General features: G+C 72.4%; 23 protein-coding genes. 8 read left to right on the top strand and 15 right to left on the bottom strand.

The window, feature by feature from the left end; translation table 11 throughout:
* Positions 1 to 144: 144 nt before the first annotated feature.
* Positions 145 to 897, bottom strand: coding sequence for a GntR family transcriptional regulator (locus tag ACIRP2_RS11130; RefSeq protein WP_404248711.1), 753 nt, complete (start codon positions 895 to 897; stop codon positions 145 to 147).
* Between the two features lie 260 nt (positions 898 to 1157).
* Positions 1158 to 2741 (bottom strand): S8 family serine peptidase, encoded by a 1584-nt coding sequence (locus tag ACIRP2_RS11125; RefSeq protein ID WP_404248709.1) that lies wholly within the window; start codon positions 2739 to 2741, stop codon positions 1158 to 1160.
* A gap of 275 nt (positions 2742 to 3016) precedes the next feature.
* Here ACIRP2_RS11125 and ACIRP2_RS11120 point away from each other — a divergent pair, with 275 nt between their 5' ends.
* Both ACIRP2_RS11120 and ACIRP2_RS11115 read left to right on the top strand, forming a co-directional pair.
* On the top strand, positions 3017 to 4114 hold the full coding sequence (locus tag ACIRP2_RS11120) for a threonine synthase (protein ID WP_404248707.1): 1098 nt from the start codon (positions 3017 to 3019) through the stop codon (positions 4112 to 4114).
* A 169-nt stretch (positions 4115 to 4283) separates the two neighbouring features.
* The gene (locus ACIRP2_RS11115) at positions 4284 to 6932 is read left to right on the top strand and encodes a discoidin domain-containing protein (protein WP_404248705.1); all 2649 of its coding nucleotides are present in this window, start codon (positions 4284 to 4286) and stop codon (positions 6930 to 6932) included.
* Here ACIRP2_RS11115 and ACIRP2_RS11110 read toward each other — a convergent pair.
* Positions 6871 to 7803: a DMT family transporter gene (locus ACIRP2_RS11110; RefSeq protein WP_404248703.1), complete on the bottom strand. Its 933-nt coding sequence runs from the start codon at positions 7801 to 7803 to the stop codon at positions 6871 to 6873. The two genes, ACIRP2_RS11115 and ACIRP2_RS11110, sit on opposite strands and share 62 nt — an antisense overlap.
* A gap of 39 nt (positions 7804 to 7842) precedes the next feature.
* Here ACIRP2_RS11110 and ACIRP2_RS11105 point away from each other — a divergent pair, with 39 nt between their 5' ends.
* Entirely contained in the window at positions 7843 to 8457 is a 615-nt protein-coding gene (locus ACIRP2_RS11105; protein WP_404248701.1) for a MarR family winged helix-turn-helix transcriptional regulator, read from the top strand.
* On the opposite strand, the gene ACIRP2_RS11100 is transcribed toward ACIRP2_RS11105, so the two are convergent.
* Positions 8427 to 9578, bottom strand: a complete 1152-nt coding sequence (locus ACIRP2_RS11100) for an IPT/TIG domain-containing protein (RefSeq protein WP_404248699.1) — start codon at positions 9576 to 9578, stop codon at positions 8427 to 8429. The two genes, ACIRP2_RS11105 and ACIRP2_RS11100, sit on opposite strands and share 31 nt — an antisense overlap.
* A 246-nt stretch (positions 9579 to 9824) precedes the next feature.
* Positions 9825 to 10571 (bottom strand): IPT/TIG domain-containing protein, encoded by a 747-nt coding sequence (locus ACIRP2_RS11095; RefSeq protein ID WP_404248697.1) that lies wholly within the window; start codon positions 10569 to 10571, stop codon positions 9825 to 9827.
* A gap of 1027 nt (positions 10572 to 11598) precedes the next feature.
* Here ACIRP2_RS11095 and ACIRP2_RS11090 point away from each other — a divergent pair.
* On the top strand, positions 11599 to 12333 hold the full coding sequence (locus ACIRP2_RS11090) for a carbonic anhydrase (protein WP_404248695.1): 735 nt from the start codon (positions 11599 to 11601) through the stop codon (positions 12331 to 12333).
* Positions 12334 to 12507: 174 nt separating this feature from the next.
* On the opposite strand, the gene ACIRP2_RS11085 is transcribed toward ACIRP2_RS11090, so the two are convergent.
* From ACIRP2_RS11085 to ACIRP2_RS11060, 6 genes are all read right to left on the bottom strand, one after another.
* The gene (locus ACIRP2_RS11085; RefSeq protein WP_404248693.1) at positions 12508 to 12990 is read right to left on the bottom strand and encodes a S26 family signal peptidase; all 483 of its coding nucleotides are present in this window, start codon (positions 12988 to 12990) and stop codon (positions 12508 to 12510) included.
* Positions 12987 to 14819, bottom strand: coding sequence for an ABC transporter ATP-binding protein (locus ACIRP2_RS11080; protein ID WP_404248691.1), 1833 nt, complete (start codon positions 14817 to 14819; stop codon positions 12987 to 12989). The genes ACIRP2_RS11085 and ACIRP2_RS11080 overlap by 4 nt, the downstream gene beginning before the upstream one ends.
* Positions 14816 to 15370: a TlpA family protein disulfide reductase gene (locus ACIRP2_RS11075; RefSeq protein WP_404248689.1), complete on the bottom strand. Its 555-nt coding sequence runs from the start codon at positions 15368 to 15370 to the stop codon at positions 14816 to 14818. The genes ACIRP2_RS11080 and ACIRP2_RS11075 overlap by 4 nt, the downstream gene beginning before the upstream one ends.
* A gap of 15 nt (positions 15371 to 15385) precedes the next feature.
* A complete protein-coding gene (locus ACIRP2_RS11070; protein WP_404248687.1) occupies positions 15386 to 15919 on the bottom strand; it encodes a MauE/DoxX family redox-associated membrane protein in 534 nt (177 codons plus the stop codon).
* A gap of 72 nt (positions 15920 to 15991) precedes the next feature.
* Positions 15992 to 16171, bottom strand: coding sequence for a hypothetical protein (locus ACIRP2_RS11065; protein ID WP_404248685.1), 180 nt, complete (start codon positions 16169 to 16171; stop codon positions 15992 to 15994).
* A gap of 73 nt (positions 16172 to 16244) precedes the next feature.
* On the bottom strand, positions 16245 to 16778 hold the full coding sequence (locus tag ACIRP2_RS11060; RefSeq protein ID WP_404248683.1) for a redoxin domain-containing protein: 534 nt from the start codon (positions 16776 to 16778) through the stop codon (positions 16245 to 16247).
* A gap of 136 nt (positions 16779 to 16914) precedes the next feature.
* On the opposite strand from ACIRP2_RS11060, the gene ACIRP2_RS11055 reads away from it, so the two are divergent.
* Positions 16915 to 17685, top strand: a complete 771-nt coding sequence (locus tag ACIRP2_RS11055) for a BTAD domain-containing putative transcriptional regulator (protein WP_404248681.1) — start codon at positions 16915 to 16917, stop codon at positions 17683 to 17685.
* Positions 17686 to 17848: 163 nt separating this feature from the next.
* On the opposite strand, the gene ACIRP2_RS11050 is transcribed toward ACIRP2_RS11055, so the two are convergent.
* Genes ACIRP2_RS11050 through ACIRP2_RS11035 form a run of 4 tightly spaced genes read right to left on the bottom strand, consistent with a single transcriptional unit; the run spans position 17849 to position 20455 of the window.
* A complete protein-coding gene (locus ACIRP2_RS11050) occupies positions 17849 to 19243 on the bottom strand; it encodes a hypothetical protein (protein WP_404248679.1) in 1395 nt (464 codons plus the stop codon).
* A gap of 48 nt (positions 19244 to 19291) precedes the next feature.
* Positions 19292 to 19756, bottom strand: coding sequence for a hypothetical protein (locus ACIRP2_RS11045; protein ID WP_404248677.1), 465 nt, complete (start codon positions 19754 to 19756; stop codon positions 19292 to 19294).
* Between the two features lies 1 nt (position 19757).
* Positions 19758 to 20033: a hypothetical protein gene (locus ACIRP2_RS11040; RefSeq protein WP_404248675.1), complete on the bottom strand. Its 276-nt coding sequence runs from the start codon at positions 20031 to 20033 to the stop codon at positions 19758 to 19760.
* Entirely contained in the window at positions 20030 to 20455 is a 426-nt protein-coding gene (locus ACIRP2_RS11035; RefSeq protein WP_404248673.1) for a hypothetical protein, read from the bottom strand. Before ACIRP2_RS11035 ends, ACIRP2_RS11040 begins: the two co-directional genes overlap by 4 nt.
* A gap of 115 nt (positions 20456 to 20570) precedes the next feature.
* Here ACIRP2_RS11035 and ACIRP2_RS11030 point away from each other — a divergent pair, with 115 nt between their 5' ends.
* Genes ACIRP2_RS11030 through ACIRP2_RS11020 form a run of 3 tightly spaced genes read left to right on the top strand, consistent with a single transcriptional unit; the run spans position 20571 to position 26134 of the window.
* Positions 20571 to 21941, top strand: coding sequence for a hypothetical protein (locus ACIRP2_RS11030; RefSeq protein ID WP_404248671.1), 1371 nt, complete (start codon positions 20571 to 20573; stop codon positions 21939 to 21941).
* On the top strand, positions 21941 to 23242 hold the full coding sequence (locus ACIRP2_RS11025; RefSeq protein WP_404248669.1) for a hypothetical protein: 1302 nt from the start codon (positions 21941 to 21943) through the stop codon (positions 23240 to 23242). The genes ACIRP2_RS11030 and ACIRP2_RS11025 overlap by 1 nt, the downstream gene beginning before the upstream one ends.
* A 3-nt stretch (positions 23243 to 23245) precedes the next feature.
* A complete protein-coding gene (locus ACIRP2_RS11020; protein WP_404248667.1) occupies positions 23246 to 26134 on the top strand; it encodes a hypothetical protein in 2889 nt (962 codons plus the stop codon).
* Positions 26135 to 26207: the final 73 nt, after the last annotated feature.

Raw genomic sequence — 26207 nt, 5'->3', positions numbered from 1 at the left:
CACCGACCCGGCGGGCGGGCACGAACGACGATCAGGACCAGGACATGACAAGCTCTGACGGTCGACGATCGACTGCCGCTCACGGCACCCGACGAGGCGTCGATCCATCGCGCCCGGAGCCGGACGGCGCCCCTCGCACGCCGGTCACCTGACCGGAAGGTGGTAGGCGATCCGGAAGCGATCGGCGGGCACCACCACGTCCGCCGTCTCGACCGGGCGACCCGACGCGTAATACGTACGCTCGATCACCATCACCACATGGCCCGGAACACCGCCGAGCGCCAGGAGCTCCTCCGCCAGCCCTGGACGCGCGCCGACCTGCTCGGCCACGTTGTCCACGACGACGTCGATCGCGGCCATCCGCTCGACCACCCCGCATCCGCCCAACGGGCCCTCCTCCGGCAGCATCACCGGCGTACGCCCCGTCACGGCGAGGGGTTCCCAGGAGGTGGAGAGCATCATCGGCTCCCCGGCCTCCCGGAAGGTGTATCGCGTACGCATCACCCGGTCACCCGGTTCGATGCCCAGGCGCTCGGCGACCTCGGCGCTCGCACCCTCCTGCTCACTGCGGGACTCCCACGTCCCGCGCACCCCTTCCGCCGTCTGCTCCTGACGGAACGGGCTGGCCCCGGCGCCCGGCCGGTAGCCGGAGCGGGCGATCCGGCGCGGGACCGGGCGCTCGCGCACATACGTACCGGAACCGGAGCGCCCCTCGACCAGCCCCTCGGCCATCAGCACCTTGCGCGCCTCCAGCGCGACGGTGTCCGAGACCCCGTACTCCTCGCGGATACGGGCCTGCGAAGGCAGGCGCGCATGCGGCGGCAGCGAACCATTGGCGATCTTCTCTCTCAGATCGCTCGCAACACGCAGATAGGCGGGCTGCTCACCGAAAGTCACAGGCCACTCCCAACAGATTGACAGTCTGCAACAGCCTGACAACCGTCGGTTGTGGATCGCAAGCACGGGCCAGAGTTTCACCCGAAGTGATGATTCGTCGTGACCGCACGCATGTCCCGCCGACGGCGTCCGAGCCGCGACGGCGCCCTCCGCACGCGCTTCGCCGCACCGGCGGCCGGGCACAGGCGTGTGGGGCGGCCGCGCATGCGGCCGCCCCACCTGTTCATCCTTCTAGGACCGGTCGATCCAAGGAGACGCCATCAGAACTGCAGGGCCCAGGAGTTGATCCGCCCGGTGTCGGCCGCCGCGTTGTCGCTGACCCGCAGCTTCCAGGTGCCGTCGGCCACCTCCGACGAGGCGTTCACCGTGTAGGTGGTGACCACGTCGTCGGCACTGCCACCCGTTCCGTAGGCCTTCAGGTTGTAGACCGAACCGTCGGGCGCGACCAGATCGATCTTCAGGTCGCCGGAGTAGGTGTGCGTGATGTCGACGGGCACGCTCAGCGCGGCCGGCGCGTTGCCGGTGACACCGGTGACGGTGATCGGCGACTCGACGGTGGAGTTGTCGCTGATGGTGTAACTCGCCGTGTTCTCGAACTTCTTGCCGGGCGGCGTGGTGGTGCCACCGGCGACGTTCAGCAGCCGGTTCGGGGATCCCGCACCCGGGTTCGTCACCACTCCGGTACTGGCCGCGGCGACCAGTCCGGCGGAGACCTGCGCGGGGGTGTCGCCCGGGTGGTCGGCCAGATAGAGGGCCGCGGCGCCGGCGACGTGCGGGGTGGCCATGGACGTGCCGGAGATCGTGCTGGTGGCGCTGTCACTGCTGTTCCAGGCCGAGGTGATCGACGAACCCGGGCCGAAGATGTCCAGCACGCTGCCGTAGTTGGAGAAGCTGGAGCGGGCGTCCGTGCTGGTCGTGGAGCCCACGGTGATGGCCTCGGTGACCCGTGCCGGCGACTTCGTGGAGGCGTCGGTGGACTCGTTGCCCGCGGCGACGGCGTAGGTGATGCCGGACGCGATGGACTTCCGCACGGCGGCGTCGAGCACGGAGTCCGCACCGCCGCCCAGGCTCATGTTGGCGACGGCCGGCTTGACGGCGTTCGCCGTCACCCAGTCGATGCCCGCGACGACCTGCGCGGTCGTGCCGGAGCCGCTGTTGTCGAGGACCCGGACCGCGACGATCTTCGCCTTCTTGGCGACCCCGTACGCCGAACCGGCGACGGTGCCCGCGACATGGGTGCCGTGACCGTAGCCGTCCTGCGCGGTGTTGTCGTTGTCGATGGCGTCGTAGCCGTACGAGGCCCGGCCGCCGAAGTCGCTGTGGGTGATCCGGACACCGGTGTCGATGATGTACGCGGTGACACCCTCACCCCCGTTGTCGGGGTAGGTGTAACTCTGGTTCAGCGGCAGGTTCTTCTGGTCGATCCGGTCCAGTCCCCACGAGGGCGGCGAGGGCTGGGTGCCGGAGACCGTGAAGGTCCGGTTCTGCACGACGGACTCGACGGCCGGGTCGGCGGCGAACTTCTTCGCCTGGGCGGCGGAGAGTTCGACCGCGTATCCGTTGAGGGCGGCGCGGTAGGTCTTCTTGATCTCGGCGCCGTACTCCTTGGCGAGCGCCCTGCCCCGCGCGGAGTCGGCGTCGGCCGCCGCTTCGTCGAGCGTGACGATGTAGCTGCCGCTGATGGCGCCCGGAGCGCCCGCGTTCTCGATCACGCCTCCCGCCGCCGTCCCGGCCGCGGTGGCGGGGAACGCCGCCGCGGTGGAGAGCATGAGGGCGGCACCGGCCATGACGCTCGCCGCGGCGATTCTTCGACGCGCGTGGGGGGTGTGACGCATCACTGACATGTGAGGGGTCCTCCTCGATTGCGGTGCTGGTGGGGGGTCCACGGGTGACGCGGGTGGAGCGAGGCGGATCGGGGCGGGACGAGGCCGGCACGGCCCGGACCGCACCGAGAGAGCCGATCACCATGAGCATGACAATCACTTGCCTCGGATTCCGCGACGCCCACGGCCCGTCCGACAGCGAAAGATTGACCGATCCTTGGGAATCCCACAAGGGTGCGTTGAGGTGTGCAATACCTTCGCCATACGACCGCCACACGCCTGACATGCTGGCGGGCATGGCCATGTATATCTGTCCGCAGGACGGCACTCGCGCCGAAACCACCGCCCTCACCTGGTGTTGCCCGGTCTGCCGCGGTCCCTGGGACCTCGATTTCGAGGTCACGGATCCGCTCTCGCTCAACTCTCTTGCGGGACGCGTCAATTCACTGTGGCGTTACGAAGAGGTGCTGCCCCTCGCCGCGCCCACGACCACCCTCGGCGAGGGCCGCACCCCGCTCGTCCCGCTCACCGGCACGGTGTCGGCCAAGCTCGACTTCCTGATGCCGACGCTCTCCTTCAAGGACCGCGGCGCCGTGATGCTCGTCGAACTGGCCCGCCGTCTCTCGCCCGAGCGCGTCGTCGCGGACAGCAGCGGCAACGCGGGCACCGCCGTCGCCGCGTACTGCGCCCGTGCCTCGCTCCCCTGCACGGTGTACGTACCCGAGGGAACGTCACCGAAGAAGACCGAGCAGATCCGGGCGCACGGCGCGCAGCTGGAGATCGTCCCCGGCGACCGCGAGGCCACCGCGCTGGCGGCCCGTACGGCCGCCGACACCCCGGGCACGTTCTATGCCTCGCACGTCTTCAACCCGTACTTCCTGCACGGCACGAAGACCTATGTGTACGAGCTGTGGGAGGACCTCGGCGGCCGGCTCCCGGACGCCCTGGCCGTACCGGTGGGCAACGGCACCCTGCTGCTCGGCGCGGCCCTGGCCACGGCCGAACTCCACGCCCTGGGTCTGATCGAGGAACGCCCGGCGCTGATCGCCGTCCAGGCCGAGGCGGTGTCACCGCTGGCCGCCGCGTTCCACGCGGGCGCGGACGATGTGCTCGACGCCCCGGCCGGCACGGCCGCCCCCACCCTCGCCGAGGGCATCGCCATCCCCCGCCCGCCGCGCGCTCGGGCCGTCCTGGCCGCGGTACGGGAATCGGGCGGCACCTTCCTCACGGTGACCGAGGATCAGATCCGGGCCGCGCAGCTGGACCTGGCCGCCCGCGGGTTCTACGTGGAGACGACGGGCGTCGCCTGCTGGGCCGCGGTCGGCGGCCGGACGGACCGGAGCGTCGTGGTGCCGCTGTGCGGCGCGGGCCTCAAGACGGGCCTCGCCGACTGACGCGGGCCGCCGCCCCCGCTGGACGCACTCGGGTGATGCGGCAGCGCGGCGAGCTGCCGTGCCGGGCGTCGCGGGCCGGTGAACCCGTCCGGCCGCGGCACCGGCCGTTCACCCGCGCGCCGCGCGCCGCGCCCCGCCGCCCGGCGCGCGCTTCTTTACCGTCGTACGGGTGAGCCTCTCGCGCATCTGTCTCCTGACGTCCCTGATGTCCCTGACGTCCCTGGTCACGGGTGCCCTGATCGCACCGCTGCCGCCCCTCTCGTACGCGGCCGCTCCCCTCCCGCCCACGTCCACCACCTGCGGCCGGGACACCGACCCCGCGTGGGCCCCGACCTCCACCCGGTTCGGCGCGGCCGACGGTTACGACCCCTACGTCGGCAACGGGTACCTGGGACACCGCGTGCCCGCCGCGGGCGCCGGCTATGCCGCGTCGGGCGAGAGGACCGGCTGGCCGCTGTTCACTCCGCGCTACGACGGCGCCTTCGTCGCCGGCCTGTTCGGACGCGAGAAGGACCTGGCGGCCGGCCGCGAGGTGATCGCCGCACTGCCCAGCTGGACGCCCCTCGACCTGCGCGTGGGCGACGAGACGTACGGCTCCGGCACCCCCACGGCCCGGATCTCGCGTTACCGCCAGACGGTGTTCCTGCGCTGCGGTCTGGTGCGTACGTCACTGCGCTGGACCACGGCCGACGGGCGCGCGACCGACCTCGTCTACGAGGTGCTCGCCGACCGCTCCGACGTGCACACCGGCGCCGTACGGCTGCGCATCACACCGCGCTGGAGCGGTACGGCGACCGTCACCGGCCGTCTGGACCCGCGGGGCGCACGCCGGATCACGCTCAAGGGCGACGGAACGTTCCGGACCCGGGGCACGGGGACGGCCGGCGCGATCGTCCAGACGCTGCGCACCGACGGGCCGGGCCCGGCGCGCGGCAGGGCACCGGCACCGGGCACGCCCCGTCCGCACAGCGAGCTCCGGGTGCGCGCCGGGCGCACGTACTCCGTCGAGAAGTACGTCGGAGTCGACACCGCGCTCACCTCGTCGGCCCCGACCGCCGCCGCCCGCGAGGCGTCCGTGCGCGCGGCCCGGCGCGGCTGGTCCGGCGTCCTCGCGGAGAACGCCGCCGCCTGGCGGCGGGCCTGGGCGGCGGACATCTCGGTACCGGACCGTCCCGAGCTGCAGAAGTGGCTGCGGTCGGCGCAGTACGGACTGCTCGCCTCCACCCGGACCGGGTCTCGTGACAGCATCGCCCCGGCCGGTCTGACCAGCGACAACTATGCGGGAATGGTGTTCTGGGACGCCGAGACCTGGATGTATCCGGGGCTGCTCGTCACCCGTCCCGAGCCGGCCCGTCCGGTCGTCGAGTACCGGTACCGCACGCGCGGGGCCGCCCGTGCCAACGCCCAGAAGCTGGGATTCCGGGGGCTGTTCTACCCGTGGACGAGCGCGAGCAGGGGCGACCTCTGGTCCGAGTGCCAGAGCTGGAATCCTCCGCACTGCCTCACCCAGAACCATCTCCAGGGCGATGTCTCGCTCGCCGTCTGGCAGTACTACCTGGCGACCGGGGACCGCGACTGGCTGGCCGGCCAGGGGTGGCCACTGCTCTCGGGCATCGCCGACTTCTGGGTCTCGCGGGCCACCGCCAACGACGACGGCAGCTACTCGGTCAAGGGGGTCGCGGGCCCGGACGAGTACAGCAACGATGTCACCGACGGGGTCTTCACCAACGCGGTCGCGGCCACCGCGCTGCGCAACGCCACGCGTGCGGCGCGGCTGCTCGGGCATACCGCGCCGGCCGGGTGGACACGGGTCGCGGACGGTCTGCGCATCCCGTACGACCCCGAGCGGAAGCTCTTCCTTCAGTACGCGGGCTACAACGGCTCGACGATCAAACAGGCCGACGCCGTCCTGCTGATCTACCCGCTGGAGTGGCCGATGGAGCCCGGCGCCGCGGCGGCCACGCTCGACTACTACGCCGCGCGCACCGATCCGGACGGGCCGGCGATGACGGACTCGGTCCATGCGATCGACGCCGCCGCGATCGGGGAGGCCGGCTGTGTGACGTACACCTATCTCCAGCGCTCCGTGCGCCCGTTCATGCGCGGCCCGTACGCCCTCTTCAGCGAGGCCCGCGGCACGAAGTCCGGCGCGCAGGACCCGTTGTCGGGTCGTCCCGCGCAGGATTTCCTCACCGGGAAGGGCGGATTCCTCCAGGTCTTCACGCACGGTCTGACGGGCCTGCGCCTGCGGGAGGACGGGGTGCGCCTCGACCCGCTGCTGCCGCCGCAGCTGGGCAGGGGAGTCACGCTGACGGGCCTGCGGTACCGGGGCGGCACGTTCGACGTCGCGATCGGCCCGCTGACGACGACCGTCCGGCTGACCTCCGGCGCTCCGTTCACCGTCCACACCCCCACCGGTCCCCGTCTCCTCACCGGCACGCTGAGCCTGCCCACCCGCCGCCCGGACCTCGCCGCGACGACGGACGCGGCCCGCTGCCGCCCGGCGACGGCGACGTCCGAGGCGCCCGGCCTGTACGCGGCCGCCGCGGTGGACGGCAGCGTCGCCACGGCGTGGTCCCCGGACGGCGCGACGGGCGCGCTGACGGTGGACCTGGGGCGCACGGCCCCGGTGACCTCGATCGAGCCGGAGTGGACGGACGCCCGCTCGTCCTCGTACCGGCTGGAGACATCGGTGGACGGCACGGACTGGCAGCCCTACCGGTCGGGGGCGACGGCTCGTCGGGTGCGGCTGACGGTCACGTCGGAGGACGCGGAGAAGCCGGTGGGAGTACGGGAGTTGAGGGTCGCGCAACCGTGACCGGCGGCGCCCCGCGCCGCCCCCTCCCGGCCGTCGGCCGTCCGAGAAGAATTCCGGCCAGGACCAGGGCCGCCCCGCAGAGCTGCCTGGGGGTGAGCGCCTCGCCGGCGAGCGCGGTGCCGAGCAGTACGCCGGTCACCGGGTTGAGCAGTCCGACCAGTCCGACCGTGGCGGCGGGAAGGTGGCGCAGACCGGCGAACCAGGCGGTGAAGGCGAGCGCGGTGGCCACCACGGTGACGTAGCCGAACCCGAGGAGGGCCGGTCCGTCGAGCGCGGGCGGCGCGCCCTCGACCAGGGCGGCGAGAGGCAGCAGCAGAAGCCCTCCCGCGATCAGCTGCCAGGCGGTCGAGGCGAGTACGTCGGCCTCGGCGCCCCACCGCTTGGCCAGGACGTAGCCGAGGGACGACATGAGCATCGCGGCGACGGAGGCGAGCACTCCACGCACATCGGTCGACGCCGTCCCGCCGAGCAGCATCAGGCAGACCCCGCCGAGTCCGACGGCGGCGCCGGCCAGCGGCAGCAGGCGCGGGCGCTCGGCGAGCAGCGCCCAGGCGATCAGCATCATCACCATCGGCGAGGTCGCCATGACCGTCGACGCGGTACTGGTCGGCAGCAACTGGGCCGCCACGTAGACGAGGGCGAAGAACCCGCCCATGTTGAGGGCGCCGAGAACGAGGGATTTCCACCACCAGGCGCCCCGCGGCCGTTCCCGGCGCACGGCCAGGAGGAGCAGCCCCGCCGGCAAGGCCCTGATCGCGGCTCCGTACAGGGGGTGACCGGCAGGCAGATACGCGTGGGTGACGAAGTAGTTCGTACCCCAGGCGACGGGTGCGATCGCCGTGATCAGGACCCAGCGAAAAGTAGCTTCCATGGAAGTTATTATGTCTTCCAAGGAAGCTACAGTGAAGACATGCGCCCCGAAACCGCCGCAGCCGCCTCCGCGCCCCCTCCCCCGCCGCTCGACCACATCGCCCGTATCCAGTCGGAATGGGCCAGGGAACGACCGGATGTCGACGTGAGCCCTCAGGGGGTGATCGGCCGGCTCCACCGCCTGGCCGGAATGCTCACCGAGCAGCTCTGCGTGGTCTACCGGAGGTTCGGGCTGAGCGAGGGCGAGTTCGACGTGCTGGCCGCCCTGCGCCGCGCGGGCGAGCCGTTCGAACGGGCCCCCGGCGAACTGGCGGTGCACACCATGGTCACGACAGGGGCGATGACCAAGCGGATCGACCGCCTGGAGCGCGACGGCCTCGTCACCCGCCGCCGCTCGGCCGGTGACGGCCGGGGCCGGGTGGTCGCACTCACCCCCGCGGGCCGCGAACTGATCGACCAGGCCTTCACCGAGCACATGCGCAACGAACGCCGCCTCCTGGACTCCCTGCCCCCGGAGGCGGCGGCACAGCTGGAAACACTCCTGACCACATGGCTGGGCCACATGGAACCGCCGCACCACGCGCGCGTCGCGACGGATCGCGCGGATCCCCTGTGCCGGACCGCTCAGACGCCGGGCGGGTCGAGCCGGGTGTAGGGAAGGCCGATACCCGTGCCGCCGGGGGTGACGACCCTGACGGTGACCGCCCCCGCCGTCCCGGGCGGTGCCGTGGTGGTCAGTTGGGTGTCGGAGACCACGGTGAAGCCGGCGGGCACGGCCGCGAACAGCACCGCGGTGGTGTACGTCAGTCCGATGCCGGTGAGCGTCACGGTCGTTCCGCCTGCCGACGGCCCCTGGCCGGGCTCCAGAGCGGTGAGGACCGGGACACCGAGATAGGAGTAGGCGACGCTGTTGCTGGTGCCACCGGGCGTGGTGACGGTGACCGGGACCGTACCGACGGCACCGGGCGGCACCACCACCCTGATCCCCGTGGCAGAGACGATGGTGTAGGTGGTCGCCGCCGTCGCGCCGAAGCGAACCGCCGTGGCCTGGAGAAGATTCGTACCGGTCAGCGTCACGGAGTTGCCACCGGCCACCTGCCCGGACCCCGCGCTGATCGCACCGAGAACCGGCGCGCCGAGGTAGTAGTAGGAGACGGCCGGGGTGCTGGTCCCACCGGGAGTGGTGACCGTGACGGCGACCGGACCCGGGCCACCGGTGGGTACGGACGCGGTCAGCTGGGTCGGTGAGACGACGGCGAACGAACTCGCCGCGTTCGCACCGAAGCGCACGGAGGTCGCCCCGGTGAAGCCGGTTCCGGACAGGGTGACGCTGTTGCCACCGGCGAGCGGCCCCTGGGCCGGGGCCGCACCGCCCAGAACCGGACCGGCGACACAGGTATAGGGGATCCCGGCGCTGGTGCCGCCCGGAGTGGTGATCGTGACATTGACGGTGCCGGCGGGCGCGGCGGGGGCGATCGCGGTGACCTGCGTCGCGGAGACGGCGATGAACGCGGCGGCGACGCCACCGAAACCGACCGAGGTCGCCCCGGTGAAGCCGGTTCCGGTCAACGTGACCGTGTTCCCGCCATCGGCCGATCCCTGGTTGGGGACGACGGAACCGATCGCGGGCGCCGCGAGCGCGTAGGTGGAGCCGGGGCCGTCGCCGGTTCCCTCGGGTGTGGTCGGCGTGGTGTGCACGGTGCCCGCAGCGGCCGGGGCGGCCGCGGCCACCGGCGGTTGCGAAACGTGGCGGATCGAGCTGTCGGGGCTCTCCACAGCCGTTCTCCTGTCGGGGTGATGTGAGGGGGCGTTGCGGACGGGACGCCGCTTCGGAGCGTGGCGGCCGGCGCGCCGCCCGGACCTCCTGGCCGGGCGGCGGTGAGCGAGTGACGTCGAGCGGTACGCCCGCCCGGCCGGGCGCGGAACGTCCCGGACCGGACGGACATCACGCGTCCGTGGGCGGCACCGACGCCGGATCTGTTCCGCGGCGGCGGCCGGTGCCGGTGTCGCGGCCGTGACGGATCAGATGCCGGGGCCCGCCACGTACGTGAAGGCACCGACGTCCGTTGCCGTGCCCGCGGGGTTCGACAGACCGACGTCGACCGCGCCGAGGGTGCCCGGCGGGGTGACGGCGGACACCGTCGTCGCGTTGACGACCGAGAAGGGTGCCGGTACCGAGCCGAACGTGACCTGGCTCGTCGTGGTCAGGTTGGTGCCCGTGATGGTCACGGCGGTCCCGCCGGACGTCGGTCCGGAAGCCGGAGTGAGACCGGTGATGGTCGGGACGTCGATGTAGGTGTACGACAGACCGTTGTTGGTGCCTCCGGCGGTCGTCACACTGACCCCCACCGACCCGGCCGCCGCACCCGCGGGCACGACGACGCTGATCTGGCTGTCCGACAGCACGGTCGGCGTCGCGGTATTGGCACCGAAGGTCACCCCGGTGGCGGTGGACAGCCCGGTACCGCTGATGACGACGGTGTTGCCGCCCGCGGTGGGGCCCGAGCTCACGCTCAGGCCGGACTTGAACGGGGCGCCGACGTAGAAGAACGAAATCGGGTTGCTGGTTCCGCCCGGCGTGGTCACCGTCACGCCGACCTCGCCGGAGCCGGCCGGGGAGACAGCGGTGACCTGGGTGGGCGAGACGTTGGTGACTCCGGTGGCCGGCTTGGTACCGAAGAGCACAGCGGTGGTGCCCGTGAGGTTGGTGCCCGTGATGGTGACGGTGGTACCGCCGCCGGTGGAGCCCTGGTTCGGGCTGATTGGCATGGTCGTCCTCCGTGTGTGGACTGAACTCTCGGATAAGGGAGTTGACTCAGAGCCTGGTCCGGGGCGGGCCCGGGGGGGCATGACCCGGATCTCCGGGCCACCGCCGGGCCCGGCCGTCCTCGTTCACCTCCTCCTCTGCCTGTCCCGCGGGGTGCCGGGAGCACCCGGGAAGGCGTCAGGAAGCTGCCTGCTCGGGGAAGACACCGTCAGCGGATGCCGCGGCACGGGGCGTCCGGAGCCGTGATGCCCCCTGTCGCGGGCCCGCCGCGCACCGGACGCCGTGACCGGCCCGCGGCGGGCGCCGCTCCGTACGAGCCGGGGCTGCGCCCGCGGTCGAGAGCCGATGGCGATCGCGCCGCCGGGCCGAGGCGTTCACATGACCGGTGCGGGCTCGCTCACGGCGGCAACGGCCGCACGCGGGTCGCATCGTCCGCGGTCGCACTCATGGCCTCGACGGCGAGGTACTCGGTTGTGCGCGCAGGGGTCGCGCACCGCTCCCTTGCAGAGGCCGGAGGCTGCCCCATCGCCCCCTGTCGCTACCTGACAGGGGTGACCGGCCGGATCCAAGTCCTCTGCGGGGGCGCCCATCGCGGCCGTCCGGTGCAAACGATGCCGAGGTCCGTCACGCAGGGACGGGTCGGCGAACAGAACGGTTCCGCGCTCCCCCGGAGAGGGATGGGCGGCCCACCGGTTCGGATACTCAAGTGACCCATACGAACGAAATATGACTCAAGCATCTTGACGGCCAATCACCTGATTGGACGAGCGCGCGAAAGGCATGCCGTTCAGTGCGCCGGAGAAAGGCGAATCCGCCGCCCGTCCCACCGCACGCCCCCACTTCACGCCGCGCGCAGGACCCGCCTCGCGCATCAGGCACCCACCGTCGCCACCGGGTCGGCTCGGTGGGCCGTCGTGGCGAAAAAGGCCCGAGCCCGCTTGCGCCTGCCGCCGGGCTTCCCCACCGCACTGAACAATCGCCCTGGCCGAGAAGCATGGACACGTCCCAGCGGACCGAGGGGAACGACCGATGGACAGAGCGGGACATCCGGATCGCAGGGCCCTGCTCGCCGGCGGCCTCGCGATCGCCTCGGTCGCGCTTGCGGGATGCTCATCGACGAGCGCAACCCCGTTGGCCGCCGACGTCTCGCCGGAAGCGCGGCCCGACACACCCGTCGCGGCATTCACGAGGCTGATGGACGGCAACAAGCGCTGGGTGAGCGGAGACCTTCGACATCCCGACCGCGATCCGAACCGGCGCCAGTTCGTGGCCCAGAAGCAGGAACCCTTCGGGGCGGTCCTCTCGTGCATCGACTCCCGGGTGCCACCCGAGCTCCTCTTCGACACCGGGCTCGGTGATCTCTACGTGATGCGCACCGGCGGGGAGGCGATCGGCCCCGTGGTCACGGGGTCCGTGGAGTACGGGCCCATGACGAGCGGTACTCCGCTCGTCGTGGTCCTCGGGCATCAGCGTTGCGGCGCCGTCGCGGCGGCGTACAAGTCCATCCGCGACGGCAGACCGTTGCCGGGAAACCTGGAGGCGATCGCCAAGGCTCTGCGGCCGGCATACGAGCAGGCGGTCCGGAAAGGCGGTGCGGACCCGGTCGAGACGATGGCTCGCGCCCAGGTCGAGCTGACCGCCGCCGACCTGCGCTCCAACCAGGATCTGGCCCCACTCGTGAAGAAGGGCGCTCTTGCCGTGGTCGGCGCCTACTACTCGCTCGACACCGGCAAGGTGGAGGTTCTGGCCGGTGCGCCTTCCTGACCGGCCGGACGCGACGGACGGGCGTCCTCCGGCCCGAGGCGCGGGCCGGACTTCGGAAGATCCCTCATGACGCGCGTCAGAACACCCGGCACCCGTCCGGTACGGAAGCACGGAGCTGCCACCTGCACCGATGCCGTTCTGACGCGCACCGTCCCGGTGCGGTGCGTCCCGGACTCAAGAAGGAAGCGAAGAAGGCGTGCCGGAGGCCGCAGCGGCCCGCAGGCGGAACAGGACGGTTCCGATGAGCTTGTCCTCGGGGCAGTAGCCCAGCTGTTTGGAGTCCATGGAACCCGGCCTCTCGCCCAGGAGGACGAGCATGCCCGGCGGCACATGGGTACCGGGGCACCGGCCGGCCCACTGCGGTACGGGTTCTCCGGCGACGGCGACGATGCGCTTGACGTACCACGAGTCGGGCGTGGCGCCCGTGGGCGGGTGCCAGCCGTACTCGGGGTGGGGGGCGACGACGACGGCCACCCGGCCCGCGGCGACACGGCGCCTGCCGCGGAGCATGAGGATCCGGTCGCCGGGCATGAGGGTCGGCGACATGCTGTATCCACGGACGGTCACGGCCACCAGCCGCCCGCGCGCCAGCAACAGGGCCGCGGCGAGGACGAGGAGTCCCGCGACGGCGAGGAGCACCACGGTTGCGGCGGTCACCGGACGGTCTCCTCGTAGCCTTCGGCCTGTGTGGTGAAGAGCTCGGCATAGGTGCCGCGGGCGGTCATGAGCTGTTCGTGGGTGCCTGTCTCCTGCACGGTTCCGTCGGCGATGACGACGATGGTGTCCGCGGCGCGGACGGTGTTGAGGCGGTGGGAGACGAGGATGCTCGTCGCGCCCTGGCGGAGTGAGGTGAGCCGGTCGTGGACGTGGCGTTCGGCGACCGCGTCGAGGCCGGTGCTGGGTTCGTCGAGGATCATGAGATCCCGTTCGGAACGCATCAGGGCCCGGGCGAGCGCGAGGCGCTGCCACTGGCCGCCCGACAGTTGGACGCCGGTGCTGGTCTCCTCGGTGTCGTCGGGGAAGAACATCCGGCTGAGCATGGTGTCGTACCCCTGCGGGAGGCGGGCGAGGGCGGTGTGGATGTCCGCGTCGGCGGCGGCGGCGTGGATGCGTCCGTGGTCGTGGAGGGAGCCGAGGTCTCCGAGGCCGATGTTCTCCGCGGCGGTGAGGTCGTACTCCATCGGGTCCTGGAAGACGACGCTGACTCGTCGGCGCAACTGGTCCGCCGGGAAGTCCTTGAGGTCGATGCCGTCCCAGTGGATGCTGCCCCGCTGCGGGTCGTAGAGGCGGCACAGCAATTTGACGAGGGTGCTCTTGCCGGCCCCGTTGAGGCCGACGACGGCCAGGCTGGTGCCGTGCGGGACGGTCAGATCGACTCCGCGCAGGATCCACGGTCCGTCGTCGGTGTAGCGGAACCAGACGTCCCGGAGTTCGAGGCCGCGGCTCAGGGGCGGTGGGGCGATCGGGGCGGCCGGGGCGGGGAGGTCGTCCCGGACCTGGGTGACATGCAGGTAGTGACTGAACAGCAGGGCCGTCTGGTGGCTTTGGGCGATGCACCCCACCAGGCCGACGAGTGCCGTCTGCATGCCGGCGAGGGCGGCGACGAGGAGGGACACGTCACCGGCGGTGAGGGCGTGGGTGGCTGCCTGGTGCACGCCCCAGACGAGTGCGCCGGTGGAGACGCCGGCTCCGAGGACGGCGAGGGCCGTCTCGTGGGTGGCGAGGCGGCGGTCGAGGCGTTCCTCCTGCTGGTTGATGCTGTCGAGATCGCTGCGCATGCGCTGCGCGAAGTAGCCGCCGAGGCCGTAGAGGCGGATCTCCTTCGCCGCTTGCGTGTCGGTGAGGAGTCCTCGGTAGAAGATCTGGCGGCGGGCGAGGTTGCTGGTGCGCCAGAACATGTCCGCACGATGCCGGCTGTTGGCCAGGTGGGCGAAGAGGGCCGGAACGGCCGCGGCGACGAGGACGGCGGCCAGGGTGGGACTGATGAGCAGGAGACTTCCCAGGAAGCCCGCCAGGGTGAGGACTCCCTGGGCGCCCTGGAGTGCCGCACCGACGAGTCGCTCGGCGCCCTGCGCGCTCTGGATGGCGAGTTGGACGCGGTCGTGGAAGGCGGGCTGTTCGAGCTTGGACAGCCCGCTGAGCCGGTTGACGGCCGTGAGCAGGTCGCTCTGGGCGCGGGTGGAGGTGGCGCGGCGGATGCGGCCGTCGGCGTAGGAGGAGACGGCCGAGGCGGCGGCGAGGAGGACGGTGAGCAGGCCGATGCCGGCCGCGGCCCAGTTGAGGTCCGAGGCGCGGAACTCGTCCGCGGTGAGGCTGTCGACCACGTACTTGAGCAGCCAGGAGGCGGCTACGGGGGCCGTACCCGCGATGACGACGGTGGCGACGCGGACGGCCAGGGCCCCGGGGCAGGACCGCAGCGTGAGGGCGAGTACGGCGGTGAGACCCCGCAGGAATTCGGCCGTGCGGGAGGTGGACTGCCCGCTCATGCGGTGAGGAGGTTGAGCGCCGGCAGGGAACCTTGGCCGATGCCCGTCTCCGTGACGGTCCCGTCGGCGTCGAGGAGGACGAAAGTGGGGTGGTGGCGTACGCCGAAGGCTTCGGCGACGGGACCGTTCGGGGGTTCGCTGGCGGTGAGTTCGGTGAGCGGGCCGACCGCTTCGAGCAGGGGGCCGGCTTCGGTGGACCGTCCGTTGACGACGGCGACGAGACGCGCGCCCGACGGGGTGTTCGCCTCGGCCCACCGTCGGATCTCGGGGAGGCTCTCCCTGGTGGGCCCGCAGTCGGGGCGGAGGAAGCAGATGAGGGCGGGGTGGCCGGCCAGGGCGGATCCGGTGACTTCGCCTCGGGGGGTGTGCAAGGTGAAAGCGGGGGTGTGGTCGCCTTCGCGTACGGCAAGGGCCGGCGGGCCCGAGGCCGCGGCGGCCGGGGCGGGGGCGGCCATCATGGCGCGCCAGCGTCTGGTGACCGCGAAGGTGAGGAGGGCGTTGACCAGGGTGACCGCGGCGAGAAGGGCGAGGCCGGCGATGGCGTAGCTCACTCTGTGATCGTCCTTTCAGCGTCGGCCGGTGCGGGCGGAGAAGAAGGAGGCGAGGTCGTCGGTGAAGACGGCGAACGCGGTGAGATAACCGGCGGTGGCGACGGCGAGCGCGAGTGCGGGGGCGTTGAGGGGGGTGGTGGTGCCGTGGGCGAGGGCGATGGCGCCGCCGAGCAGGGCGAGAACGGTGAGTACGGCGTTGCGGGCGACATGCCAGGGGCCCATGGGCACCGTGGTCCTGCTGCCGAAGCAGGGGCAGCCGGCGGAGCTGCCGCGCCGCATGGTGGTGACGGCGACGGCGCTGAATGCCGCGCACAGGACGGCGGCGACGGCCAGGCCCGCGGTGAGCGTCCGGGGCAGGGCGAGGAGCACGGCGGCGAGGAGCTCGGCCGCGGGCACCAGGACGGCGAGAGCCGGCCGGGCGGCGGCCGGCAGGTAGGTGAAGTCGTCCAGTGCCATGGCGAATCGGCGGCGGTCGCGCAGCTTGGCGAGACCGGCCACGGCCAGCACGCAGATCAGGGTCAGACGGCAGACGAGCAACAGGTCGGACAAGGGTGACTCCGAAGGAATGGGTCCTGGACCGGCGGGAACGGGGCGGACCGCACGCGGCCCGCCCCGTGGGTTTCAGCAGTAGTCCCAGCTGCCGCAGCTGACCTTGCACGCGCCCGTGTAGCAGCAGCGGCGGCACCGCTGGGCGCTGGTGCTCCACTCGGTCCAGCAGTCCGGCGGGCAGCCCGCCTCGGCCTCGGCCCTGGGCAGAATCCGCTCGATCAGGCGGCCCGCACCGGCCTTGAGTGTGCGCATGGTTCTCCTCTTCCTGTGTGGACGGGATGTGCGTACTCCGCGGTGCGACCGCGGTCCGCGGCCGCACCGGGGTTCAGGAGGCCGCCGATACCGGTTCGCGGTCGGCGGCGGAGGGAGCGGCGACGACGCCGTCCTGGTAGCTGAGGATCGTGGGGAACGCGGGGACGCGCAGGGCCCGGAACAGCGGTGACGCCTCGGGCTCCGGTACCACCTCGTCCGCCGGGCCGACGAGTTGGGCGGTCAGGCTGCTCCCGCCGGCTTCGGCGCCGATCACCAGGGCCAGGACCCGGCCGCCTGCCGCCCTGGCCCGGTCGGCCCGTTCGGCGAAGTCGGGGAGGCTGTCGGTGCAGGACGGGCAGTCGTGGGAGAAGACGCCCAGCAGCAGTTCCCCGGAGCGGAAGTCGCCCCGGGTCAGGGTCCGGCCGCTGAGCGCGGTGGCGGTGAAGTCCGGGAGTGCGTCTCCGGGTTGCGGCCCCTGGGCTGCGAAGTCGTCGCGTCGGCGGACGGCTGCGAGCTCCTGCCAGCGGCGCAGGATGACCATGAGCAGGACGAGGTTGAGCAGGGCGACGGCTCCGACGAGCACCAGACCCGCAATGACGTAAGGCAAGTTGCGACCCCCTGGCCGGTTGCACGGGAGACCAGTGTGATAGAGGGGGCCTGTCGGAAGGATGCCAAGACCTTGCCAGGAACATGACGAGCTGAGCATGATTGCCGCCATGCTTGCCACGGGGTCGCATTTTCGAGTGCTCGGCAGAGTCGAGTGGTCCGTCGACGGACGCCCCAGGTCCATCGGTCGCCGCCGCGAGCGTCTGCTGCTGGGTCTGTTCCTGCTGGAGATCGGCCGGCCGCTCCCGATGGACCGGCTGATCGATCTGCTCTCGGACGAGGACGAGCGGCCGCCGTCCCGGGCCGATCTGTATGTGCATGTCTGCCGGCTGCGGGCGAGCCTTCGCCAGGGCGGGTGCGACGGGTCGGTGCGGCTCGTGCGGAGCGGATCGACGTACGCCCTGACCGGCGATCCGCAACTGGTGGATCTGCACCGCTTCACCCGGCTGGTCGGCCTGGCCCAGCGGGGCACCGAGCCGCAGGAGGTTTCACGACTCGCCTCGTCCGCCCTGACCGAGTGGCGGGGGGCGGTGCTGGAGGACGTCGCGTCCGAGCGGACCCGCCGAGGTGTCGGCACCGCTTTCGACGAACTGCTGATCTCGGCGCAACTGCTGCGCGTCGCGGCGGAGTTCAAGCTGCGCAACTACTGGTCGCTCGCCGCGGAGCTGGCGCGGCTCACCGAGGACCATCCGGAGCACGAGATGTTCCTGGCCTTCCGTGCCGCCACGCTCTACGAGTGCGGCCGCCGCGCGGACGCGCTGCGGGTGCTGTCCGCGGCGCGAGCACGCATGACCGCGCGACTGGGCCTGGATCTGAGCCGCGAGCTGCAGGATCTGCGCGAGGCCATCCTGCGGGGCATTCCCGTGGACCGTCGCATCCTCCGCTGCGGCGCCCTCGGCGCCGTGTGACACTCCGCCGCGTCCCCACCGACCCGGCACGGTGGGGACGAGAGGAGTGATGACGGGCGACGAGGATCCCCGGCACCGTCCCGGCGCGCGAGGAACCAGGGGCCCGGCTCCGAAGCGTCTGCCCCCTTCCGACCCGTATGTTCACCGGATCAGCGATGCAGTGCTACGCCAGGCCCCTGTCCAGCAGCATGTCCCTCACCGCCCCCACCACCGGACCTGTCCGGCGCTTGCGGAGGTCGAGGACGGGACCCGGGTTCGAGACGGCGTGGGACGCCAGCAGGTTCATCAGGGGCCAGAGGGCTTCGGAGCGTCGTGGTACGGGGATCTCCCGGCCGTCGGGAGCGATGACCGTGGCCGTGCTGACGCCCGCGAGAAGGTTGGTGCGGCTCCAGTCGATCTCGTACGACCGGCCGTTCGGGCTGACACAGAGGACCGCTTCCCGGGTGTGGTGCAGTACCGCCAGGTAGTTCATGGGCACCGTCAGCCGCCGGGCGGCGTCGAACGGACGTGTGCCGTCCGCCGGCCGGATGCGCAGCACCGTGTCCAGTACCGGACCGTGGTCCTGGAAGGTGGTCCTGCCGCGCATCTCCAGGAACCGGGCCCGCACCAGACGGCCACCGCGGCGCGACCATCCTCGGCCGACATGGCCGAACCCACCCCGCTGGCCCGGAAGTTCGTCCACCAGCAGGCGTGCCTCCTCGCCCGGCTCGGTCACCGGTGCCCGGTCCTCGGGGCAGGCGCGGGCGCGGTCGGCCAGGGCGGCGTAGCGTGCCGCCGTCTGCGCGTCCAGGCGCCGGAGGTCGATCGTGTCCCCCGCCATCTCGACGCCCCCGACCTCCCGTGAGATCCGCATCTGTGCCAACTGGCGGCCGGGACGGCGGGTCACGTCGGCCGGCCGGCCTTCCAGGTCGATCACCCGGCAGGTCCTCGTGCCCGCCAGCAGGGTGCTGCGCGGCCAGTGGACGCCGACCTTGCCGGAGCCCTCGGGGCCGGCCGGATCGACGAGGACGGCCAGGCGGCCCGCCGCGATCGCCGACAGGCACAGGGGTGGTACCCGCCACTCGTCCGTGACCTCGAACCCGGCGGGCCTGTCGGCCCCCTCGGCCTCGTCGGCGGTGTGCACCCACAGCCTCATCCTGACCACCGGCGTGAACTCCGCGGGAGCGTAGTCGCCGAAGTACGTCGTGAACGTCGCCTCCCCTTCGGGGCTGTACCGCACGAGCGACGCCTCCAGTACGTCCGCCCGCACCAACCGGGCGCCCACGGGGCCCGGCGCGGACGTCGGCGCCCACATCACGAAGGTGTCGTCCCCGTACGCGCCGCTTCCACCCTTCACCCGATCCCGACGCGTGATCCGGGGGGAGATCTGTCGTGTGGCGCCGGCGGCCGAGAAAGGGATCGCGGCCGTGACGACCGCGCCGGCCGCGGACACCGCAAGGCCCCAGTCCGCGCCGTCGTGCCAGCCGGCGTAGCCCAGGACGAGGAAGACCGGCCCTGTCGAGAAACAGAGCGCGGCGAACAAGAACTGGCCGACGAACACACCCGCACGGCTGCGCATCGTCCCTCCTTCACTCGTGGTCGGTCGGTGCGATACCACTCGGGTGGCTCATCGGACCTCCACACGGAAGAACCCGCCGGACGGGTCGACGACGGCCGTGAGCCGCAGGCCCACGCGCAGGGCGTCGTGGGGCGAGCGCCGCCAGGCCGTCTCGAACGCAGGGAACCCCGGCCCGCTGACCCACAGACCGACCGCGACGCCCGCGTCGTCGGCGTCCTCCCAGCGGGTCAGATCGGTGATCTCCGCGGTCGCCGGGCTCCCGACGGCGTCGAGCCGTCGGTTGTACTCCCGCTCGGCGGCTGTGTGACCCCACAGCGCAAGGCCCGCGGGAAGGAGAACCACCGTGAAGACGATGCCCATGACCATGAGGTCCGCACCGGTGAGGACGGCCGAGCCCAGCACGACCGGTCCGCACAGGCACAGCACCGCGGCGCTGCCGTACAGGAAGGTGGCGGCCCACGGGCCGACCCGTGACACCCGCGTCCACCGGAGCCCGTCTCCGTCGTCGGCCATGTCAGTGCTTCGGGACCTCGGGCGGCAGGCTCCGCGCCAAGTGGTCCGCGTGCAGGCCGGGGAGCAGGTGTTCGTCGTAGGGGATGGAGTGACGTCCGCCGTGCTTCGTGATGATCCGTGATCTGCGCGTCCGGCCGGGGCGGAACTCCGGACGCCATCGTTCCCGGAGGTGATGGCGGGCGTCGTCGACGCGACCGAACACCTCCGGCACCCGGCCGTCGAAGGAGAGCAGGGCGTAGTCGTTCGTCTGCGCCTCGTACAGCGGCGCCGGGGTCATGGGGCCACGCCGTCCCCCGCGTAGAGGTAGGCACCCGGCCGGGCGGGGTCGGCGATCAGGACCACCTGGTCGCCGGGGCGGGGGATGCGCAGCTTGGAGAGGATGGTCCGGACAGTGACCGGGGCGGTGGTTCCGGACGGCTGGAGGACCAGGTCGACGACCGGGTCGAAGTTGACGAGTTGGCCGGTGTCGGTGAGCGACACGACGACGGCGGGTACGGTCGGCGCTCCCGCGGCGAGCAACTGCTGGACGTCGTGGCCGGACTTGTACGCGCCGATCGACTGCTGGACCCTGGCGAAGTCCTCCTGGCCGAGGAACGCACGCGTGGCGCGGCCGTAGAGGCCCTTGCCGCTCGCCACCTTGTCGGCGATCTCGGCGGCCCGCTCCTCGCGGTTCCTGCCACGCTTCTTGAAGATTCCCATGGCCGCTTCTCCTTGTGGTGAGCCGGTGCGGTGCACTGTGTGGACGCTAGGCGGCCCGGGGCGTCTACCGATCCCAGGTTCGCCCGCCTGCCCAGGGACGACGTACGCTCCCCGCATGCCGCCCCCGCGCCAGTCGGCCGACAAGTCCCGGTCCCGTGCCATGGTCATCGACCATGTCTGGCGGAGCCTGGGACCGGGGCTGGAATCGCTGAGCGGCCCGGGCGGGGCCCCCTTGACCCGCACCGTCAAGCTGATCGTGCTGCCGCTGATCGTCAGACCCGCGCTGCGTCCCGAACTCGCGGTGGACTTCCTCGGACCGGAGGAGACCGCGCGCCTCGACGCGCTGATCCGGGAGTCCGGTCCGCGTCTCGTGGCGACAGCACGCTGGTTCACGCTGCTCAAGAAGGCCCGCCGAGCGCTGGGCGTCGTGGCGGGAAACCCCCAGGACCTGTACTTCCAGCGCTGCTTCGAGCTGGCCACCGAGCACGGGGCACCCTCGGCCGGCGCGGACGCGGTGGCCAGGGCGGTCGTCGAGGAGGTGGCGGACGCGGACGGCGGACGCACGGTGGAAGCGCTCAGGGAACACCTCGCGGACGCCGGTCGGCGCACCCGGCTCGACGCGGAGCTGGCCGTCGCGTGGGAAAGCCGTACGACCGTCCCGGCCACCGGTGTGGCCGCGGCGATCACGCTGGCGACCGAGGTCCTGGACGCCTGCGCCGCGCCTGGGGACTCACCGGCGTACGCCTCCATGGTCGACGCGGGACACGGCGGACTGTTCGGCCGGTCCCTGTGGACGCACGCGAACGAAGTCTGGGGCACCGAGGAGCCGCCGGCTCATCTGGGGCTGACCGCGCGCCAGGTGCCGCCACGGCCTGAGACCGGTCAAGGCGCCTCGACCGCCACGCTTCCCGCGCCGCTGGACCGCACGCTCTTCGAGAGGCTCTTCGTCGTGCTCCAGTCGTCGGCCCGGCGCGAGGAACTGCCGACGGCGCCGGAGCTCGTCGCCCGGGAGGTGGGCCGCAGTTGTGCTCCGCTCGGCCTGCACGACGAGAGCCTGCGTGTCGCCGTCGTCCTCGGCGGGCGCCTCGCGGTCGGCCTCGACCCGCTGGGCACCGGCGAACCCGCGCCGGGACGCACCGCGGCGCACCGGGTCGTCAACAACCGCTGGCGACGGGAGGCTTCGGTCCTGCGCGCCCGCAGGATGACCGTCTCTCCCCGCCCCGGCCCGGACGGCGGCGCCCTGGAGGCCCTCGCCCGGGACCTCCGTACCCCCTGGGCGGCCTACATGCGACGGCTGTGGGTGCGGCTGCACGGGCGCGACGTGCGCGACGCGCCGCTGGCCGACCTCGCGTCGGCCTGGACCGTGCTCGACGGGGTCGCCCGCTCGGTGATGATGGATCACCGCGCCAGAGTCCGGTCCGCGCTGCGCGCGCTGTCGGCGACGCCGTCGGCCTCGGCGGAACCGGCCGAGACGGGGAGCGCGTGATGGCCGGGGCCGGGACGGACGTCCGCGTCACGCGGGGCGGGGACGGCACGATCAGGGTCACCGCCGCCCCTGTCCTCGGGCACATCGAGGTCCACGACGATGTGGTCGCCGTGGGCCCGGACTTCACGCGGTCCGTGCTCGACGTCGCGGGGGCGGTCCTGGTCTGGCCCGTCCTCGGCGAGCCGGGACTGCCGATGGCGGAGATCCACGACGCGGGGCGGGCGCAGCAGTGGCTGTGGGCGCTCTACGGCGAGCGCGTCGCCGCCGCCGTGCACGACGCCGTGGCGGGGGAACCGACAGGTGCACGCGTCGTGGCGGACACGTCCGTCCTCGCGGGCGCCGCCGCCCGGCTCGGCTTCGCACACTGGGCGGCCCGGTGGTGGCCGGCGTCGTACCCGGACGGCATTGCGGTGCTCGAACCGGACGTGCTCGGCCTGGAGTCGGCCGCGCTCACCCACCAATGCCAGCAGTTGTTCGACGACTACGACGACCAGCCCGACGACTGCGTGGCCGAGCTGATCGAGGAGCACCGGGCCGCCCTCGCCCCGCTGCTCCGGTGGTGGCGCGCGACACCGCAACCGGCGGACACGACACGCCACCTGGACAGGATCCTGCGGCTGATCGACGACGCGGCGGACTGCGCCGGGCTGGACGGGACGGCGCTGCGCGGGCTCCGCTCGGCCCTCGACCAGGGACCGGATCACGGCGCCACCGTCACTCCGGCCGACCCCGCCACGCTGTTCGCACGGCAGGCCGGCTACGCCCTCGCGGCGGGCGAACCGCTCGTCGTCGGCGGCCGGGTGATCGCCCGGGGCTCGGGGACCAACGACTGGCGCCGCTACCCGCCCGGCTTCGTCGACGCCGCCGAGCACGCAGTGTCCTGGACCGCCCGCGCGCTCGGCGCGCGACGGCAGATCGAGGTCGAGGTCGTCGCGCACGTCGCGGCTCCCGCCACCGGTGCGCCCCTCGTCGCGGAGGTCCGGGTGAACGGCGGTCGCCCGATCCGGATGCCCCTCGCCCGGCGGGACGACGTGTGGACCGGCCGGGTGGATGTGGACCTGGCCCCGGATCCGTCGGCCGCGATGTCGCCACCGCCGCGCATCGAAGTCGGTGTCCTGCTTCCCGGTTTCGACCCGGGCGCCGGTCCCGAGGCAAGCGCCGATCGTGACACGATCCGCGCCCTGGCCCGGCGGCGACTGGCCCGTGCGGCACACCCCGTGGCGGACGACGCCCACGGCGGTGTGGCGGGACCGTTTCTCGCCGAGACCCTCGCCGCCACTGCCACCGGCGAGGACTACTGACGGATGACGAACGGAAACAACGCACCGGTGCAGCTGTACGGGGAGCCGTTCGACAGCGGCCTCGCCGAAGCCCACGAGCATCACATGGCCGCCGAGTTCGGGGCCGCGTGCGCCGTGCACGACGAACTGCTCACCCTGGCCGAGTCCCTGGAGGACTCCCCCGACGTACGGTTCCTGCGGGCACACCTGCTGGCCGATCTCACGAGCGTCCTCCTCGCCGCCTCGGACCTGCCCCGGGCCCAGGACACCAATGAGCGGTCCCGTGCGCTGCTCGACAGCATCGCGTCGGCGCCGATGGGGCCGCGGGGCCGTCAGCTGTGGCTGGAGATCCTCCTGCGGACAATGATCGCCGGATCCGCCGTGCTGAGCGACACGGGGCGTCTGGACGAGGCCCTGGCCTGTCTCGACGAGGCGGCGGCCACCCTGCCCGAGTTCGATGACCCCGACGGGCTGCGCGCCGCCGAACTCGGCCTGAGCCGGGTCCTCCTGCTGATGGCGCGGGGCGAATGGGGAACCGCCGAGGAACAGGCCACGCTCCTGCTGTCCACCACTCCGGGGACCGCGGCGGAGACCATCCCGCGGCTGCTGACCGCGCTCGGCTCGATCTGCTGCGCGACCGGGCGGTACGACCCGGCCGAGGACTGCTTCGCCCGCGCGGAGGACGGCTTCCGGGCACTGGGCGACACCGGTGAGCAGCAGACGCTGCTTGCACACCGCGCGTTCCTCGCGATGGGGCGAGGTGAACTCGACCGGGCGGAGCGGCTGTTCGCCGAGGCGTCCGCCCTCTTCGAACGACAGCGGCAGTTCGGCGATCTGGCGGCCTGCGAGCAAGCCCGCAGCCATCTCGCCGGCCTGCGCGGCGACACCGCGGGCGCGCACGACCTCATGACGGCGAGCCTGGAGCGGTTCGCGCGACTCGGCGCCTCTGTCGCCGCCGCCGACACCATGCTGCTGGGCGCCCAACACGCCTACGAACGGGGCGACATCGAGGAGATGAAACGGCTGGCCCAGGAAGCCCGTGACGTCTATCAGGCCCGGGAGATCCACGAGCGGTGCGCCCAGGTCGACCTCATGCTCGCCCGAACCATTGAGGACAACCTGAACCGGACGGACCACGGCGACCACGAGAGGGAGTCCGTCGACACCGCGCTCTCCCTCGCCCTCCCCGCCGCACTGGCCCTGGCCGCGGCACGCCACGACTTCGTCACCGCTCACGCACGCAACCAATGGCTCGAACTGGCCGACGACGCCATGCGGTTGGCCTTCCGTCTCGCCGTACGCCGCCAGGACCAGGGGCTCCTCTTCGAACTGGTGGAACACCGTTGCGCGGGCGCCGCGCTGGCACTGGGCTGCGCGCCGGGGTCCGTCGCGTCCTCCGGCGCGGACGGGACGCCCGTCTTCCCGGACCCCGCCATGAAGGCGTACGGCGAGGGCGACGACGGGGCCATGACGCTCGGGGGTGTCGCCGCGGAGGCCGCCGTCTCCGTCGGTCTGCGCGTCGCGCCGCCGCCGAAGGTACGGATGTCGGCGGAATCCGGCCGGGTCGCGCTCCAGGAGTACATCGCGGCGGCCGAGTTCCGCTATCGCCGACGGATCGTGGACGAGAAGGAAGTTCCGTTCTGGAACACCGACGAGCTGACCGGCCGCCCGGTGGTCCAGGTCCGACTCGCCGACGCGGGCGACCTGTTCATGACGTGGATGTGGGCCGGCGGCGCCCGGGGATTCGGCACCGGGCGCGGCCCCGCCGCCGAAGTCGACCGTTCAGTGAGGGAGTTGGCCGCCGCGCTGCCCGGATCGGGCGAGGGAGCGGCGGGTATGCGCCGCGCCTTCGAGTCGGGCGCGCTGGCCGACCACCGCGCCGAGCGACGGCTCGCGCGGACGCTGGGCGAGGCGCTGTGGCCGGAGGAGCTGACCGCGCAGATCCGCCAGGTGTCGGCGCGTGCGGGGCGTCCGCTGGTACGCGTCCAGCCGTCGCCCCGGGTCGCCCAGATCCCCTGGGAACTGCTGGCCGTCGACGACGCGGGCACCCGGCTCCTCGATCTGGCAGACGTGGTGACCACCGCGCCGACGTCGTTGCGACGGCAGAAGGCCACTGAACGTCCGACACCGCACTCCGGCCCGGTCGTCCTCGTTCTCGACCCCCGTGTGCCCGGCTTCCGGGCCGACTCCCCGCTCGGCTCGGTCCTGGGACCGCCCGGCTCGGATCCGGAACTGCTCTCACTGGTCCGGAGCCACCTCGACACGGGCGCCGTGAAGCCGTCCCTCACCACCCCGGCGGAGGCGTTCCGCCGCACCGACCTGGACCGGGACTGGCTGGGCGGAGCGCTCCGCAAGGGGGCACGCAGACTGATGTACGTCGGGCACGTCAGCGGCGCCCCGGTCGCCGGCGGGCAGAGTGAGGACGGCACCCTCCATCTGTGCTGCGGCCCGCAGACCGTCGGCCTGACCGAGCCGGTCCGTACCCATCGGCCGCTGTCGGCCAAGGATCTCCTGCTGGGCACTCTGCCCCTGCGCGGCGACGGCGAGCCGGGTGCGCGGATCTGGCCCGCGCCGCCGCGGGTCGCCCTGATCGGCTGCGAGAGCGGCGGCGATCTGCGGTTCGCCGAGTCGTTCGGCCTGGCCACGGCGATGCTCCACAACGGTGCCGACCTGGTCACCGCCACCCGCTGGACACTGCCGACCAGCTTCGCGTTCCACCGGCTGGCCGATGTGCCCGAGTCCGTACGCCCGCTGTCGGAGGCGATCGTCGCCGTCGACGCCGCCCATGAGGACCGCGACCCGGTGCACCGGGTCTGCCGCTGGCAGCGCGAGCAACTCGACCGCTGGCGCGCCGACGGCCGGATCGAGCACTCCCCCCTGCTGTGGGCGGCCATGACCTGCATCGTCGTGTGACCACGGGCGCCGCTTCCCGTCGGCGACAACATCTTCGTCGCCCGAGGAACTGACTGCGCGCGAGTTGCGGGCG

It is taken from the genome of Streptomyces sp. NPDC101194 (assembly GCF_044767885.1).
Taxonomy (GTDB): Bacteria; Actinomycetota; Actinomycetes; order Streptomycetales; family Streptomycetaceae; genus Streptomyces.
This window is presented reverse-complemented; position numbering and strand designations above follow the sequence as displayed.

Bases quoted from the DNA above. Each gene is read 5' to 3' on its own strand.
- ACIRP2_RS11125 (WP_404248709.1), bottom strand. From the start codon at position 2,741: ATGTCAGTGATGCGTCACACCCCCCACGCGCGTCGAAGAATCGCCGCG.
- ACIRP2_RS11120 (WP_404248707.1), top strand. From the start codon at position 3,017: ATGGCCATGTATATCTGTCCGCAGGACGGCACTCGCGCCGAAACCACC.
- ACIRP2_RS11110 (WP_404248703.1), bottom strand. From the start codon at position 7,803: ATGGAAGCTACTTTTCGCTGGGTCCTGATCACGGCGATCGCACCCGTC.
- ACIRP2_RS11105 (WP_404248701.1), top strand. From the start codon at position 7,843: ATGCGCCCCGAAACCGCCGCAGCCGCCTCCGCGCCCCCTCCCCCGCCG.
- ACIRP2_RS11095 (WP_404248697.1), bottom strand. From the start codon at position 10,571: ATGCCAATCAGCCCGAACCAGGGCTCCACCGGCGGCGGTACCACCGTC.
- ACIRP2_RS11090 (WP_404248695.1), top strand. From the start codon at position 11,599: ATGGACAGAGCGGGACATCCGGATCGCAGGGCCCTGCTCGCCGGCGGC.
- ACIRP2_RS11080 (WP_404248691.1), bottom strand. From the start codon at position 14,819: ATGAGCGGGCAGTCCACCTCCCGCACGGCCGAATTCCTGCGGGGTCTC.
- ACIRP2_RS11065 (WP_404248685.1), bottom strand. From the start codon at position 16,171: ATGCGCACACTCAAGGCCGGTGCGGGCCGCCTGATCGAGCGGATTCTG.
- ACIRP2_RS11050 (WP_404248679.1), bottom strand. From the start codon at position 19,243: ATGCGCAGCCGTGCGGGTGTGTTCGTCGGCCAGTTCTTGTTCGCCGCG.
- ACIRP2_RS11045 (WP_404248677.1), bottom strand. From the start codon at position 19,756: ATGGCCGACGACGGAGACGGGCTCCGGTGGACGCGGGTGTCACGGGTC.
- ACIRP2_RS11040 (WP_404248675.1), bottom strand. From the start codon at position 20,033: ATGACCCCGGCGCCGCTGTACGAGGCGCAGACGAACGACTACGCCCTG.
- ACIRP2_RS11035 (WP_404248673.1), bottom strand. From the start codon at position 20,455: ATGGGAATCTTCAAGAAGCGTGGCAGGAACCGCGAGGAGCGGGCCGCC.
- ACIRP2_RS11030 (WP_404248671.1), top strand. From the start codon at position 20,571: ATGCCGCCCCCGCGCCAGTCGGCCGACAAGTCCCGGTCCCGTGCCATG.
- ACIRP2_RS11025 (WP_404248669.1), top strand. From the start codon at position 21,941: ATGGCCGGGGCCGGGACGGACGTCCGCGTCACGCGGGGCGGGGACGGC.
- ACIRP2_RS11020 (WP_404248667.1), top strand. From the start codon at position 23,246: ATGACGAACGGAAACAACGCACCGGTGCAGCTGTACGGGGAGCCGTTC.